14 protein-coding genes and 1 other annotated feature are annotated in these 14,612 nt (G+C 37.4%); of the genes, 6 read left to right on the forward strand and 8 right to left on the reverse strand.

Annotated features, from left to right (window positions below; all coding sequences use genetic code 11):
- Nucleotides 1-113 precede the first annotated feature (113 nt).
- A complete protein-coding gene (rplL, locus tag B4D49_RS01795) occupies nt 114-482 on the reverse strand; it encodes a 50S ribosomal protein L7/L12 (protein WP_004232036.1) in 369 nt (122 codons plus the stop codon).
- Nucleotides 483-550: 68 nt separating this feature from the next.
- On the reverse strand, nt 551-1,054 hold the full coding sequence (gene rplJ, locus B4D49_RS01800) for a 50S ribosomal protein L10 (RefSeq protein WP_199543770.1): 504 nt from the start codon (nt 1,052-1,054) through the stop codon (nt 551-553).
- Nucleotides 1,055-1,083: 29 nt separating this feature from the next.
- Nucleotides 1,084-1,219 (reverse strand) — a sequence feature (ribosomal protein L10 leader region).
- A gap of 402 nt (nt 1,220-1,621) precedes the next feature.
- Between rplJ and B4D49_RS01805 the strand changes: the two genes are divergently transcribed.
- Nucleotides 1,622-3,730, forward strand: coding sequence for an ATP-dependent Clp protease ATP-binding subunit (locus tag B4D49_RS01805; protein WP_286783015.1), 2,109 nt, complete (start codon nt 1,622-1,624; stop codon nt 3,728-3,730).
- 217 nt (nt 3,731-3,947) lie between these two features.
- On the forward strand, nt 3,948-4,616 hold the full coding sequence (locus B4D49_RS01810; RefSeq protein WP_286783043.1) for a YoaK family protein: 669 nt from the start codon (nt 3,948-3,950) through the stop codon (nt 4,614-4,616).
- Nucleotides 4,617-4,655: 39 nt separating this feature from the next.
- Here the strand turns inward: B4D49_RS01810 and mmuM are convergent, their stop codons facing one another.
- The 6 genes from mmuM to B4D49_RS01840 form a co-directional block, all read right to left on the reverse strand.
- Complete coding sequence (gene mmuM, locus B4D49_RS01815) at nt 4,656-5,600, reverse strand: homocysteine S-methyltransferase (RefSeq protein WP_286783016.1); 945 nt, start codon at nt 5,598-5,600, stop codon at nt 4,656-4,658.
- Between the two features lie 10 nt (nt 5,601-5,610).
- Nucleotides 5,611-6,987, reverse strand: a complete 1,377-nt coding sequence (locus B4D49_RS01820; RefSeq protein WP_286783017.1) for an amino acid permease — start codon at nt 6,985-6,987, stop codon at nt 5,611-5,613.
- 136 nt (nt 6,988-7,123) lie between these two features.
- The gene (gene yihA, locus B4D49_RS01825) at nt 7,124-7,717 is read right to left on the reverse strand and encodes a ribosome biogenesis GTP-binding protein YihA/YsxC (RefSeq protein WP_286783018.1); all 594 of its coding nucleotides are present in this window, start codon (nt 7,715-7,717) and stop codon (nt 7,124-7,126) included.
- A gap of 10 nt (nt 7,718-7,727) precedes the next feature.
- Nucleotides 7,728-8,957, reverse strand: a complete 1,230-nt coding sequence (clpX, locus tag B4D49_RS01830; RefSeq protein ID WP_286783019.1) for an ATP-dependent Clp protease ATP-binding subunit ClpX — start codon at nt 8,955-8,957, stop codon at nt 7,728-7,730.
- Between the two features lie 228 nt (nt 8,958-9,185).
- Nucleotides 9,186-9,680: a dihydrofolate reductase gene (locus B4D49_RS01835; RefSeq protein ID WP_074481676.1), complete on the reverse strand. Its 495-nt coding sequence runs from the start codon at nt 9,678-9,680 to the stop codon at nt 9,186-9,188.
- Nucleotides 9,681-9,762: 82 nt separating this feature from the next.
- Complete coding sequence (locus B4D49_RS01840; RefSeq protein WP_286783020.1) at nt 9,763-10,602, reverse strand: thymidylate synthase; 840 nt, start codon at nt 10,600-10,602, stop codon at nt 9,763-9,765.
- Between the two features lie 329 nt (nt 10,603-10,931).
- Here B4D49_RS01840 and B4D49_RS01845 point away from each other — a divergent pair, with 329 nt between their 5' ends.
- The 4 genes from B4D49_RS01845 (at nt 10,932) to trhA (ending at nt 14,606) form a co-directional block, all read left to right on the forward strand.
- The gene (locus tag B4D49_RS01845; RefSeq protein WP_286783021.1) at nt 10,932-12,107 is read left to right on the forward strand and encodes a hydroxymethylglutaryl-CoA synthase; all 1,176 of its coding nucleotides are present in this window, start codon (nt 10,932-10,934) and stop codon (nt 12,105-12,107) included.
- A complete protein-coding gene (locus B4D49_RS01850) occupies nt 12,097-13,371 on the forward strand; it encodes a hydroxymethylglutaryl-CoA reductase, degradative (RefSeq protein WP_286783022.1) in 1,275 nt (424 codons plus the stop codon). The genes B4D49_RS01845 and B4D49_RS01850 overlap by 11 nt, the downstream gene beginning before the upstream one ends.
- A gap of 145 nt (nt 13,372-13,516) precedes the next feature.
- Nucleotides 13,517-13,960: a DUF1836 domain-containing protein gene (locus B4D49_RS01855; protein WP_132869344.1), complete on the forward strand. Its 444-nt coding sequence runs from the start codon at nt 13,517-13,519 to the stop codon at nt 13,958-13,960.
- A complete protein-coding gene (gene trhA / locus B4D49_RS01860; protein WP_074481671.1) occupies nt 13,950-14,606 on the forward strand; it encodes a PAQR family membrane homeostasis protein TrhA in 657 nt (218 codons plus the stop codon). Before B4D49_RS01855 ends, trhA begins: the two co-directional genes overlap by 11 nt.
- Nucleotides 14,607-14,612 lie beyond the last annotated feature (6 nt).

Consider the following 14,612-nt stretch of genomic DNA (forward strand, 5'->3'; position numbering starts at 1 on the left):
TAGCAAGTACTGTTACTCAAATTTTAGTCTTCCACTTCACAATTGTCAACAAAAAACCACCAGTCAATTGACTAGTGGTTCTGTTTTATTAAGCTACTTGAGTAGTTACTCTATTATTTAAGAGTGATTGAAGCTCCAGCTTCTTCAAGTTTAGCTTTGATTTCTTCAGCTTCTGCTGTAGCAACGCCTTCTTTAACGTTAGCAGGTGCACCATCAACAAGAGCTTTAGCTTCTTTAAGACCAAGACCTGTAACTTCACGTACAGCTTTGATAACAGCAACTTTTTTGTCACCAGCTGAAGTCAATTCAACGTCAAATGAGTCTTTAGCAGCACCAGCGTCTGCAGCACCAGCAGCAGCTACAGCTACAGGAGCAGCTGCAGTTACACCAAATTCTTCTTCGATAGCTTTTACAAGATCGTTCAATTCAAGGATTGAAGCTTCTTTAATTTCAGCAATAATGTTTTCAATGTTCAATGCCATTGTAGATTCCTCCAAAAATATTAATGTTTTATTAGATAATTGTTTGTAGCCTTAGGCTACCATACGCATTAAGCAGCGTCGTCTTCTTTGTTGTCTGCAACTGCTTTGACAGCAAGTGCAACGTTGCGAACTGGCGCTTGAAGTACAGAAAGGAGCATAGAAAGAAGTCCTTCGCGGTTTGGCAATGATGCAAGAGCAGCGATTTCTTCTTTTGAAGATACAGCGCCTTCGATTGCCCCACCTTTGATTTCAAGTGCTTCAGCATCTTTAGCAAAGTCACTAAGAATTTTTGCTGGTGCAACAACATCTTCGTTAGAAAATGCTACTGCAGATGGTCCTACGAAAAGATCTTTCATTCCGTCAAGACCTGCTTTTTCAGCTGCACGAGTCAAGATTGAATTTTTGATAACTTTAAATTCAACACCGTTTTCGCGAAGATTACGACGAAGAACTGTATCTTGTTCAACTGTAAGACCACGTGAATCAACAACAACGATAGATGCAGCAGCTTTCATTTTTTCAGCAACAGCATCAACTTGTTCAGCTTTTTTAGCAATAATTGCTTCACTCATTAGTTTTACCTCCGTTATTATTTTTGGGCTAGGTACAAAAAAAATTCGCACCTAAACCTAGACACGAAAGTACAAATACGTTATTTCATCATTACGTTTTGTGCCTCGGCAGGAATATTACGAGCACGGCTCCCCTGCTGTCTTAGGTCAGTTTCATTACAAAACCTTAATCATTATAACTTAGATTCTAGAAGGTGTCAACACTTTTTGATTATTTTTTATTAATTTTTTTATTTTTAAGATTTTCTACTATTAATTAACAGGAGCAAAATACTTTTGTTTATTTCAACCCATCCTCTTACAATCATGCTATAGTATCATTATAAAAAATATCAAACGCTTACTAATTAAAAAAGTCAGATTTTTTGCGCATAAATCTTTGACTTTTACTGACCAAAGGTGTATTATATCCTCAGAAGGTGATTGATAGGAACAATTGATAGTTCTCTTTAAATACGACCTCTCTACTCCGATATGTAAAGACTAAAGAGAAACTACCTTCAATCTTCCAAATCGTACAATAATATCATTTGGAATAATCTTAAAAATGAAAAGAGGTAATAACATATGGCAAACAATCAATTTTACGGAAGAGATCCTTTTGGAAGCATGGATGATATCTTCAATCAACTAATGGGAAACATGGGAGGCTATAATTCAGAAAACAAACGCTACCTTATCAATGGGCGCGAAGTGACTCCTGAAGAGTTCGCTCAATACCGTCAAACAGGTAAACTTCCTGGAAATCCTGAATACCAAGAAGGTACTCCAGCTTCAGCTCCTAAAGAAGATGGCATCTTGGCAAAATTAGGAACTAACTTGACTGAACGTGCTCGTAATAACGAACTTGATCCTGTTATTGGACGTAATAAAGAAATTCAAGAGACTGCTGAAATCTTGTCTCGTCGTACAAAGAACAACCCAGTTCTAGTCGGGGATGCTGGTGTTGGTAAAACAGCTGTCGTTGAAGGATTAGCGCAAGCTATTGTTAACGGTGACGTGCCTGCTGCTATCAAGAACAAAGAAATCATCTCAATTGATATTTCAGGCCTTGAAGCTGGTACACAATACCGTGGTGCTTTCGAAGAAAACATCCAAAACATGATTAAAGAAGTCAAAGACGCTGGTAATATCATCCTCTTCTTTGATGAAATTCATCAAATTCTTGGAGCTGGTTCAACTGGTGGCGACTCTGGTTCAAAAGGTTTGGCTGATATTCTTAAACCAGCCCTTTCTCGAGGTGAATTGACTGTTATTGGTGCAACTACACAAGATGAATACCGCAATACCATTTTGAAAAATGCTGCACTTGCACGTCGTTTCAACGAAGTTAAAGTTAACGCTCCTTCTGCTCAAGACAGCTTTAACATCTTGATGGGTATTCGTGACTTGTACGAAAAACACCACAATGTTATTCTTCCTGATAACGTTTTGAAAGCAGCTGTTGATTTCTCAATTCAATACATTCCACAACGTAGTTTACCAGATAAAGCAATTGACTTAATCGATATGACTGCCGCTCACCTAGCTGCACAACATCCTGTTACTGATGTGAAATCTTTGGAAAAAGAAATCGCAGAACAAAAAGAAAAACAAGAAGCCGCTGCCGCTAAAGAAGATTACGAAGCAGCTCTTAATGCCAAAGTGCGTATCGAAGAATTGCAAAAACAAATCGATAATCACACTGAAGACAAGAAAGTTACTGCTACCGTTAATGACGTTGCTGAATCCGTTGAACGTCTAACTGGTGTGCCTGTTTCAAACATGGGCGCAAGTGACATCGAACGTTTGAAAGAATTGGCTAGTCGTTTGAAAGGTAAAGTCATTGGTCAAGACGAAGCTGTAGATGCTGTTGCTCGTGCTATTCGCCGTAACCGTGCTGGTTTTGACGAAGGTAACCGACCAATTGGTAGCTTCCTCTTTGTAGGACCTACTGGTGTTGGTAAAACTGAACTTGCTAAACAATTAGCTCTTGATATGTTTGGTTCAAAAGATGCTATCATTCGTCTTGATATGTCTGAATACTCAGATCGTACTGCAGTTTCAAAATTAATCGGTACTACTGCTGGTTACGTTGGTTATGATGACAACAACAACACTCTTACAGAACGTGTTCGTCGTAATCCTTACTCAATCGTCCTTCTTGACGAAATTGAAAAAGCGGACCCACAAGTTATCACACTTCTGCTTCAAGTTTTGGATGATGGTCGTTTGACAGATGGTCAAGGTAACACAATTAACTTCAAAAACACTGTTATCATTGCTACTTCAAATGCTGGATTTGGTAATGAAGCTTTGACTGGTCAAGAAGATAAAGACATGAAGATTATGGATCGTATCGCCCCTTACTTCCGTCCTGAATTTCTTAACCGTTTCAATGGTATTATCGAATTCTCTCACTTAACTAAGGAAGATTTGAATGACATTGTTGACTTGATGTTGGCAGAAGTCAGCAAGACTATCGCTAAGAAAGGTATTGATCTAGTCGTTAGCGATGATGCTAAAAAACACCTTATCGAAGAAGGTTACGATGAAGCCATGGGTGTTCGACCACTCCGCCGTGTTATCGAACAAGAAATTCGTGATAAAATCACTGATTTCTACCTTGATCACACAGATGTTAAACACCTTAAAGCTGATATGGTTGACGGAGAACTTGTTATCAGCGAAAAATAAGCCATGTAGTGGCAATTCCAACTTTTCTAAGCACTCCTAATCTCCTAATAGCCCAACCTAATTTCCTTAGGTTGGGCTATTTTCTATTATATTATATTCTCATATGGTTTTAACAAGATTTTTCTAAAAATCCCCTAGTACCTTATCATATAAAATGTTACAATAAGTCTGTTGACTCTATTAGAAAGAAGGACATGGTGTGAATGATTTAGAATACATGCCTCAGAACAGTCGTTTTGAAGCAGTCTTACTCGGATTTTTAGGTGGAGTCCTAGATGTCTATTGTCAGATTCAATTTGATACGCTAGTTGCCACTCAAACCGGAAATATTCTTTTTCTTATCGCTGATATCGGTCATAGTTCACTTCATCAAACACTCATCCGTTTCTATTCAGTTTTGTTCTTTTCACTTGGATTTATGTTCGGATTACGTGTACGTGCTAAAGCAAAAACAGCATTTTGGCGTGCCTATGCTATTTTACCGCTTTTAGTTGTAACCATCGCTTTGCCACTATTACCTGAAAATCGTTTGCTATGGGTAATCCTTTTGGCATTGGGTACCGGCTTACTAACCTTGACATTCTCTGGTAGTCAAATTGAATCACATGCTTACTCAATTTTGATGACTTCTGGGAACTACCGAAAAATGATCACAGCATGGCACAATTATCTAACGGTTGAAGAAAAAACAGCTAAGATGAAACGTCAAGCAGTCAACTATTCTTTGGTTGTTGTTAGCTTTATCATCGGTGCCATTTTTGTCGCGATTGTCCACCATTTCATTCAAGTAAGAACTATCTGGATAGTATCGCTCATATTAGCTACTATCATTTATCATTACACAAGTGTAGTTATTCGCTACCGTCTTCAAAAAACAAATATCTAATAAATAAAAGAGACTGGACATTTTTGTCCCAGCCTCTTTTTATTTCAATTTTGTGGCTAATAATTTAATATCTTCAGGTCTTGTTCGACAGCAACCACCAACAACTTTTGCACCTAGTTGGTGCCAAACTTGACTATTTTCACACAAGGTATGTGAATTGTCTGGTAATGATTTCCAAGTCTGTGTTGCCCCGTCATAGATTTCTCCAGAATTTGGATAAGTTACTAAAGGTTTTTGAGAAATTGTACGACTAGCTTTCAACAAATCTGAAATAATCGCTGGTCGGCTACAATTAATCCCAAAAGCAAGAATTTGTTTGCTGCTGTCGCAGAGTTTTGCAACCTCAGTCATTGGCGTTCCATCGGAAATCTTCTGACTATCTTGTGCCGTAAAGGACATGTAAGCTTCCGTATCAGGGAATTCATCTGCTAACAATTCAATCAATGCTTGCGCTTCAACTACATTTGGAATTGTTTCGATAGCTAAAAAGTCACTACCAGCCAGGAGTAAAGCTTTAATACGTGAACGATGAAAATCTTTGAAAGCTTCCTTAGACAACTGATAATCTCCAGTATATTCAGAACCATCTGCTAAATAAGCAGCATACGGACCAACATCACCTGCAATCAAGGGATAGTGACGCTTTGCTTTCTCATCATCAGATAAACTTTGCCAAAAGTTATCACGAGCATTTTTAGCTAAGTCGACTGTCAAAGCAATCGTCTTAAGTGCTTCTACTTCAGATAAGCCATGATCTTCAAGCCCTTGAACAGTTGCCTGATAACTTGATGTTGTTACAATATCAGCGCCTGCGCGCAAGTAATCTTCGTGCAAGTCTTGGATAACTTTAGGATTTTCAAGTAAGTATTTTGCTGACCATAGTTTTCCAGAAACGTCATATCCGCGATTTTCTAACTCAGTACCTAGCGCCCCATCCAAAATTATATAATCATTTGACACTAGTATTTCTTTAAATTTTCCCATAAGATCTTTCCTACCATTTTTTAAAACGTAAATAATGATACAAATAGCATAACACAATAAACGGAATTCCAAAATACAAGCCAGCTCGCTGTGAAGCATCCCAAGCGATTCCGACAATAGAAATCAATAATAGAATAATTGTAACGTAAGGCAAAACTGGTGTAAATGGCGTTTTATACGATAATTCATCCAAAGAATGATTTTCCAAAAAGAGTTTTCGGAAATTAATCTGCGCTAATGGAATTGATAACCAAACAACTACCACAGCAAACCCAGCAATTGATACCAATGCAAGGTAAACCGTGTCAGCGGCATAAATGCTAGAAAACAAAGCAAGCACTGCTCCAACCATCGATAACAATAGCGCACGCATCGGAACTCCGTGTTCATTGATTTTGACAACTTTCTGAGAAAGCATGCCTTCATTTGCCAGTGACCATAACATACGACTTGATGCATAAAGTCCTGAATTGCCAGCTGACAGAATCGCTGTTAAGATGACAAAATTCATCAAATCAGCTGCAAAAGGAATTCCCATCTTGTCAAAAACATCAACAAATGGTGCAGTTGAAACACCTGCTTCCTTCATCGGTAAAAGCGAAGCCAAGACAACAATAGTCAAAACAAAGAAAATCACTAAGCGTCCAATAGTTGTCTTAATTGCTTTTGGCACAGCCTCTTTAGGATTATCAGTTTCACCAGCGGCAATCCCAATCAATTCTGTCCCAGAAAAAGCATAGTTAACAGCTAACATTACTGAAACTACCGCAGCAAGTCCCTTAGGAAAGGCACCATTAGCAGTTAAATTGGTAAATAAAATAGCCTGATGTTGCCCATCAAAACTAACCAACCCAAACATAGCACCAAGTCCTAAGATGATAAAAATGATGATTGCAATAACTTTAATCGAAGCAAAAAATGACTCAGCTTCCGCAAAACTTCGCACACTTAGTGCATTAATGGCAAAGATAACCAAGGCGAAAAATGTCGCAAAAATCCAAGTTGGCACATCTGGAAACCATCGTCCCATCAGCATTGCCGCTCCTAAGAATTCTGTTCCGAGCGCAACCGTCCAACAAATCCAGTATAACCATGCCACTGTAAATCCAGTACCAGGACTGATGAATTTTGTAGCATAGGTATGAAATGACCCTGTAACTGGCATAGCAACTGCTAATTCACCTAAGGATAGCATCACCAAATACACAACAACCGCGCCAACCAGATAAGATAAAACAGCTCCTAAAGGACCTGCCTGAGCAATCGTGTAACCAGAACTTAAAAATAAGCCTGTCCCAATAACCCCACCCAAAGACAACATAAACAAATGCCTGCTCGTCATCTTACGCTGAAATTGGCCTTCATTTTCAAAATTATGATTTTCCATATACGCCTCTCAATCTGTAATATATCTATCATATCACAAGATTTTAAGAAATGATAATAGTGTTTAACTATCAATCCATTAGTTAAAAACTATAACAATGAAAAAAAGCCTGAATTTTTCATTCAAACTTTCATTATTACAATTCTTCCAAAATACTGTCCCATGATTCATCTAAACCAGTACGGTCAACTGATGAAAAGACAATAAATTTATCAGATTTATCAAAATTCAATTTTTTCTTAATAGCTGACTCGTGCTTATTCCATTTACCACGTGGGATTTTATCAGCTTTTGTTGCTACCACGATAACTGGAATTTCATAGTACTTCAAAAATTCATACATCTGAATATCATCAGCACTTGGGTCATGACGAAAATCAACCAAACTAACAACCGCACGTAAGTTATCACGGCTAACAAGGTATTCTTCAATCATTTTACCCCATTTAGCACGCTCAGCCTTCGATACTTTAGCGTAACCATAACCTGGAACATCGACAAATCGCAATTTATCATCAATATTGTAGAAATTCAATAATTGTGTTTTACCAGGCTTACTAGAAGTACGAGCCAAATTCTTACGTCCTAACAGCGTGTTGATAAAACTAGATTTTCCAACATTAGAACGACCAGCCAAAGCAATCTCTGGCAGATCATCTTGCGGATAATGTGTTTTATTAGCTGCACTTAACAGAAGTGAGGCATTATGGGTATTTAAATACTCAGTCATTCTCTTCTCCTTAGGCAATCTCTATAATGGGTTTATCTTTGCCTTCAACAGCATCTTTTGTGATGCGGACTTTAGTGACTTCTTCACGACTTGGAATTTCAAACATAATATCCATCATTGTTTCTTCAATGATTGAACGAAGTCCACGTGCACCTGTCTTACGTTCGATAGCCTTATTAGCAATAGCTTGAAGGGCATCTTCATCAAATTCCAATTCAACACCATCATAAGACAATAAGGTTTGATATTGTTTCACCAAAGCGTTACGAGGTTCAGTCAAGATACGTACCAAATCATCTGTAGTCAATTGTTCAAGTGCTGCTACAACAGGTAAACGTCCGATAAATTCTGGAATCAAACCGAATTTTTGAATATCTTCTGAGATGATTTCTTGCATATAAGAAGCACCTTCATCAATCTTACGGTTATTTTGTCCAAAACCAATAACTTTTTCACCAAGACGTTGTTTGACAATGTCTTCGATACCATCAAAAGCACCACCAACGATGAAAAGAATGTTCTTAGTATTGATTTGAATCATTTCTTGGTTAGGGTGTTTACGACCACCTTGTGGTGGAACACTTGCAATTGTTCCTTCAATAATTTTAAGAAGAGCTTGTTGAACCCCTTCACCTGAAACATCACGAGTGATTGAAACATTCTCACCTTTTTTGGCAATTTTATCAATTTCATCAACGTAAATAATACCACGTTCTGCGCGTTCAATATTGAAGTCAGCTGCCTGAATTAATTTCAAAAGGATGTTTTCAACATCTTCACCAACATAACCAGCCTCTGTCAATGATGTCGCATCAGCAATCGCAAATGGAACATTCAAGCTTTTGGCTAATGTTTGAGCAAGGAAAGTTTTCCCTGAACCAGTTGGTCCGATTAATAAGATGTTAGATTTTTGCAATTCAACATCTTCTTCATCACGACTTTCGGCAAAAGAAACACGTTTGTAGTGGTTGTAGACAGCCACTGCGAGGGCACGTTTTGCGCGTTCTTGACCGACAACATATTCATCAAGAGTAGCTAATAATTCTTTTGGTTTTGGAACTTCAGCCAAATCTGCAAGAACTTCTTCTGCTAACTCCTCTTTAATAATCTCTTGGGATAAAGCCACACATTCATTACAGATAAAAACATTGTTTCCAGCAATAATTTTTTTAACTTCCTCTTGGCTTTTTCCACAAAATGAGCAATATACTTTTACATCATTTGTTCGATTTCCAACCATTTTTTGTTCTCTCTAACTCTATTCTTTCTATATATATATTAATTAAAACAAGGTACCATACACGGCATGAATGGTATTTACAACGTTAGTAAATGCATTCAAAAACAAAAGTGCAGCCAATCCATAGCGTTTTTTTCGAAGTGCTGGGAGAGCACACAAAAAACAGATAACTGCTAGTAGAGCCGTGAATACACCGAAAATACTTCTTTGCATTCCTTTCTCCCTGTGTTATTTTTCAAAAACTGTAATCGTAAAATCGTAAGCGTTTTTGTCATCTTTTTCATTAAATGACTCAGAAACCTTTTTAAAGTCTTTTAAGTCGACCTCTGGGAAATAAGTATCTCCTTCAAATTCACCATGAACTGTTGTTTTAATAATGGCGTCACAGTAAGGTAAAAAGGTCTTATAAATACTTGCTCCACCGACTACGAAAAGTGTCTTATCATGGTTCTTAAACCACTCAAATACGTCATCCATATCATGAACAACTGTTACACCGTCTGCTTCAAATGTTTTGTCACGAGTCAAAATCAAGGTTTCACGACCTGGCAAAATACGACGTTTCATGCCGTCAAAGGTCACACGCCCCATCAAAAGAGCTTGTCCCATCGTTGTTTCTTTAAAATGCTTCAATTCTTTTGGGAGACGCCAAGGCAAACCATCATTTACCCCAATTAAGCGATTTTCATCTTCCGCCCAGATAGCAACGATTTTCTTTGTCATATTATCCTCTCATTCATTACCTTCATTTTATCAGATTTCCTATAAAATTGCTGAAATGTGATACGAAAGCCACTGAAAAAGATTAAATAGCCAAATCAAATTTCAATTGAGGTTTAACGGGATCGTAATCAACTAATTCAAAATCTTCTGGTTTAATATCAAAGAAATCTGTTCCATCTGGTACATTCAAGACCAAACGTGGTTTGCAATCTGTTGGTTCGCGGCGTAATAATTCTTCTGCTTGTTCAAACTGGTTATCATAAATATGTAGATTATTAACAAAATAGAAGAATTTACCGACCTTCCAACCAAAGTGTTTTGCAATCATCATTTGAAGGGCGACATATTGCATGGCATTAATATGGTGTGAAACCAACATATCGTTTGAACGTTGTGTCAATGTCGCATCAAGGTAAATATCACCGTCAACACGACGAACATCGTACATGGTTTGGAAAGCACATGGCAAAAGACCATCTGTATTTTCAAATGCCTCATAATCCCAAAGCGAAATAACATTACGACGATTCCATGGATTTTCTTCAAGTTGTTTTAAAATTTTTCGAATAATATCATGTTTTTTAACAACTGCACCATAACGTTCACCGATTGTACCAGTCCCATCAACTTCCCAGTCATTCCAATATTTTACATTGTATTTGTCGTTTAAGACTGAGAGATCGTTGGTTTGATCTTGGTAAATCCAAAAGATTTCTCGGATAGCACTTTTAATCGGAATTGGACGAAGAGTTGTAATTGGAAACTCACCTTTACTAAGGTCATATTCCGCAAAAGCACCTGTTACATATTTAGAATTTGCTTGCCCACCACTTTGGTAAACAGGACGTGCATTCTCTGAAAATACCCCTTCATTCATAATTTTCTTGATATTTTCTTTAAAAATAACATCTGCTTTTGTCATGCTATCCACCTCTAAATTTTTTTAGCCATAAAAAAATGGCTCATTACTCCTATTTTATCAAAAATGTTGAAAATTACCAGCATTTTGAAGGATTTAATAAGAATTTCTTATTTACTTTGAAGGTTAAAACAAACAAATTTTTTATAGGGATTTTTGCATACTTTGTGGTAGAATTATGAATGGACAATTATTCGTCACGCCGTAATTTGATAAAAAAGGATTTCTTTTTTAAAAGGACTTCCCCACCTTTTAATGACTTGTTAGGTAAGAAAGTACGAATTTAACCCCCTAACATTTATTGGAAATTCAATAAAGAGAAAGGTTTTTTCATGAAAATTGGTATTGATAAAATAGGATTTGCAACAGCGCAATACGTGCTGAATATGGACGACTTGGCTGAGAGCCGCAATGTTGATCCAGATAAATACAGCAAAGGTCTCCTATTAAATAATCTAAGTATCACACCAGTCAATGACGATATTGTGACACTTGGTGCATCTGCGGCAGAAAGTATCTTAAGCGAAGAAGACAAAGAAACTGTCGATATGATTATTGTGGCAACTGAATCATCAATTGACCAAAGTAAAGCAGCCTCTACTTATATCCACAGTCTTCTAGGAATTCAACCATTTGCTCGTAGTATTGAAATGAAAGAAGCTTGTTATGGTGCAACAGCAGCGCTTGATTATGCTCGCTTGCATGTTCAAAAGCACCCTGAATCAAAAGTTCTCGTGATTGCTTCAGACGTTGCTCATTATGGTGTTAACACACCAGGTGAACCAACTCAAGGTGCTGGAAGTATTGCTATGTTGATTTCAAAAGATCCACGTATCCTACTTCTTAACGATAAATCAGTTGCTCAAACACGTGATATCATGGATTTCTGGCGTCCAAACTATTCAACAACACCTTTTGTTAACGGTATTTACTCAACAAAACAGTACCTTGACATGTTGAAAACAACTTGGGCTGAGTTCCAAAAACGTTTTGACACTTCACTTGCTGACTTCTCAGCTTTCTGTTTCCACCTTCCATTCCCTAAACTAGCTCTCAAAGGCTTCAACAAAGTGATGGATAAAAGCCTTCCAGAAGAACTTAAAGAAAAACTCAAAGAAAACTTTGAAAGTTCTATTATCTATAGTAAACAAGTTGGAAACATCTACACAGGGTCAATTTATTTAGGGCTTCTTTCACTTCTTGAAAACTCTAAAAATCTTGTGGCTGGTGACAATATTGCATTCTTTAGTTATGGTAGCGGTGCTGTAGCAGAAATTTTCTCAGCAACACTGGTCGATGGTTTTAAAGATATGCTTCAAACAAATCGTCTCGAAACACTTAAACAACGTATCCGTTTATCAGTTGAAGACTATGAAAAACTATTCTTTGAAGAGCCTGTGATTGATGCTGAAGGTAATGCAACTATTGCTGAATACAAAACTGGAGCCTATGCTCTCAAAGAAATTCGTGAACATCAAAGAATCTATGGTAAAGTAAATGACAAATAAAGTGACTTGGGGAGGATTCTCCAAAAAAACGTTGGCTGAACGCCTTGAACATCTGGAAAATAATGAACTTATCAGTGCTGATAACTTAGAACACTTAAAAGCTAATAAACTTCTGTCACTTGAAACGGCTAATCAAATGACAGAAAATCTTTTAGGAACTTTTTCATTGCCATTTTCATTGGCACCAGATTTTCAAATTGATGACAAAGTATTTAATGTTCCTATGGTAACCGAAGAACCTTCTGTGGTTGCTGCTGCAAGTTTTGCTGCTAAAATCATCAAACGTTCTGGAGGTTTCAAAACTCAAGTTCACTCACGTAAAATGATTGGGCAAGTTGCTCTTTATGACGTTCCAAATAAAAGCGCCGCTAAAAAGGCTATCGTCGAACATTCTGAACAATTGCTAAGCTTAGCTAACGATGCTCACCCTTCTATTGTAAAACGTGGGGGTGGTGCTCGTGAATTGAGTATCGATGAAAAAGATGATTTCGTGATTGTCTATTTGACAGTTGATACTCAGGAAGCCATGGGTGCTAACATGGTCAACACCATGATGGAGGCTTTAGTACCAAGTCTTGAAGAACTCTCTGGCGGAAAAAGTTTAATGGCAATTCTATCAAACTATGCGACTGAATCTTTAGTAACTGCAGAATGTCAAGTTAACCTACGTTACCTCAGCCGTAATAAAGAAGAAGCTCATGAATTAGCTCGCAAATTCCATTTAGCAAGCAAGCTTGCCCAGGAAGATATCTATCGTGCAAGCACTCACAACAAAGGCATTTTCAACGGTGTTGATGCTGTCGTTATGGCAACTGGAAATGACTGGCGTGCTATCGAAGCAGGCGCTAATACCTATGCTTGTAAAGACGGTCAGTACCGTGGTCTAGCTACTTGGACTTTTGATGAAGATGAGCAAGTCCTTCGAGGTCAATTGACGCTGCCAATGCCAATTGCAACAAAAGGCGGTTCTATCGGCCTTAATCCAACTGTTAAAATCGCTCATAATCTTCTTGGTCAGCCAGATGCTCGTCAACTTGCACGAATCATTGTCTCAGTTGGTTTAGCTCAAAACTTTGCTGCTGTTAAAGCTTTGACATCTACTGGTATCCAAGCAGGTCACATGAAATTGCAAGCAAAATCACTAGTACTTCTTGCTGGTGCCAAGGATAAAGAAGTTTCTGAAGTGGTTAAAGCTCTTTTAGAAGCACCACATATGAATCTAGAAACTGCTCAGCATATCTTACTAAATCTTAGAGATAACTAAAAAACTGTCCACTGGACTTGACTCGTTTTCCTATTTTCAGGCTCGTGAAAAAAACTGTCCACTGGACAGTTTTTTTCTTGACTTTAATTTTTGATAATTATATAATCTAGTTATCGATACTAGATAAAGAGGTAGATATAACTTTATGAAACCAACTTATCCAAAATGGTCTGAATTACCAGAAATTGATTTGTACTTAGACCAAGTACTGCTTTACGTTAATCAAGTTGGACAAGCCAACCAGCAAGATGGCAAAGGCTTAACAGCTTCAATGATAAATAATTATGTCAAACATGGACATCTCGAAAAACCAATTAAAAAGAAATACAATCGCAAACAAGTTGCTCGATTGATTGTGATTACAAGTTTGAAAAATGTCTTTTCTATCCAAGAAATTAGTCAAACGTTAGCGCTTTTGACAGCTGATGACCAGTCGCAAAAACGTTATGATGATTTTGTAGCTTGTATGAACGGTGAAAAAGTTGATGATTTACCACCTGTGGTTGTCTCTGCTTGTCAAACTTTGAAATTGTATTTTCAAACCCATGAATTGGTTCACGAATTAGAAGGAGAATCTCATGAAAGCTAGCATGACTCTTAAACTCAGTAAACGCCTTTCTTTTGGTGAAGAAGTCGCAAACAGCGTCACTCACGCAGTTGGTGCGGTAGCAATGCTTGTTCTTTTACCAATTACTGCTATTTACAGTTATCACCACTATGGCATGCAGGCTGCTGTTGGGATGTCAATTTTTGATATCAGCTTGTTCTTGATGTTTCTATCATCAACCATTTACCACTCAATGCAATATGATTCACCTCAAAAATTCATCTTACGTATCATTGATCACAGTATGATTTATATTGCTATTGCAGGTTCTTATACTCCTGTCGCTCTTTCACTTGTTGGTGGCTGGTTAGGTTACTTAATTATCATATTGCAATGGGGTGCTACAATTTTTGGTATTCTTTACAAAATTTTCGCCAAGAAAATCAATGAAAAATTCTCACTCTTTCTTTACTTGTTAATGGGATGGTTAGTCATCTTCATCATTCCAAGTATTATTAGCAAAACTGGAGTTGTCTTTTGGAGTTTAATGGTTGCAGGTGGTTTAGCTTATACAATTGGTGCTGTTTTCTATGCTAGAAAACGTCCATATGATCATATGATTTGGCACCTATTTATCTTGCTTGCTTCTGTACTTCAATACATCGCCATCGTTTACTTCATGCTATAATAAAAA

Source organism: Streptococcus sp. UBA4344 (genome assembly GCF_002393675.1).
In the GTDB taxonomy this organism is placed as follows: domain Bacteria; phylum Bacillota; class Bacilli; order Lactobacillales; family Streptococcaceae; genus Streptococcus; species Streptococcus vicugnae.

Coding starts and splice junctions, on each gene's coding strand:
- yihA (WP_286783018.1), bottom strand. CDS start 7,717: ATGACTGAGTATTTAAATACCCATAATGCCTCACTTCTGTTAAGTGCA.
- mmuM (WP_286783016.1), bottom strand. CDS start 5,600: ATGGGAAAATTTAAAGAAATACTAGTGTCAAATGATTATATAATTTTG.
- B4D49_RS01840 (WP_286783020.1), bottom strand. CDS start 10,602: ATGACAAAAGCAGATGTTATTTTTAAAGAAAATATCAAGAAAATTATG.
- trhA (WP_074481671.1), top strand. CDS start 13,950: ATGAAAGCTAGCATGACTCTTAAACTCAGTAAACGCCTTTCTTTTGGT.
- B4D49_RS01850 (WP_286783022.1), top strand. CDS start 12,097: ATGACAAATAAAGTGACTTGGGGAGGATTCTCCAAAAAAACGTTGGCT.
- B4D49_RS01820 (WP_286783017.1), bottom strand. CDS start 6,987: ATGGAAAATCATAATTTTGAAAATGAAGGCCAATTTCAGCGTAAGATG.
- B4D49_RS01810 (WP_286783043.1), top strand. CDS start 3,948: ATGCCTCAGAACAGTCGTTTTGAAGCAGTCTTACTCGGATTTTTAGGT.
- rplL (WP_004232036.1), bottom strand. CDS start 482: ATGGCATTGAACATTGAAAACATTATTGCTGAAATTAAAGAAGCTTCA.
- clpX (WP_286783019.1), bottom strand. CDS start 8,957: ATGGTTGGAAATCGAACAAATGATGTAAAAGTATATTGCTCATTTTGT.
- B4D49_RS01845 (WP_286783021.1), top strand. CDS start 10,932: ATGAAAATTGGTATTGATAAAATAGGATTTGCAACAGCGCAATACGTG.
- rplJ (WP_199543770.1), bottom strand. CDS start 1,054: ATGAGTGAAGCAATTATTGCTAAAAAAGCTGAACAAGTTGATGCTGTT.
- B4D49_RS01835 (WP_074481676.1), bottom strand. CDS start 9,680: ATGACAAAGAAAATCGTTGCTATCTGGGCGGAAGATGAAAATCGCTTA.
- B4D49_RS01805 (WP_286783015.1), top strand. CDS start 1,622: ATGGCAAACAATCAATTTTACGGAAGAGATCCTTTTGGAAGCATGGAT.
- B4D49_RS01855 (WP_132869344.1), top strand. CDS start 13,517: ATGAAACCAACTTATCCAAAATGGTCTGAATTACCAGAAATTGATTTG.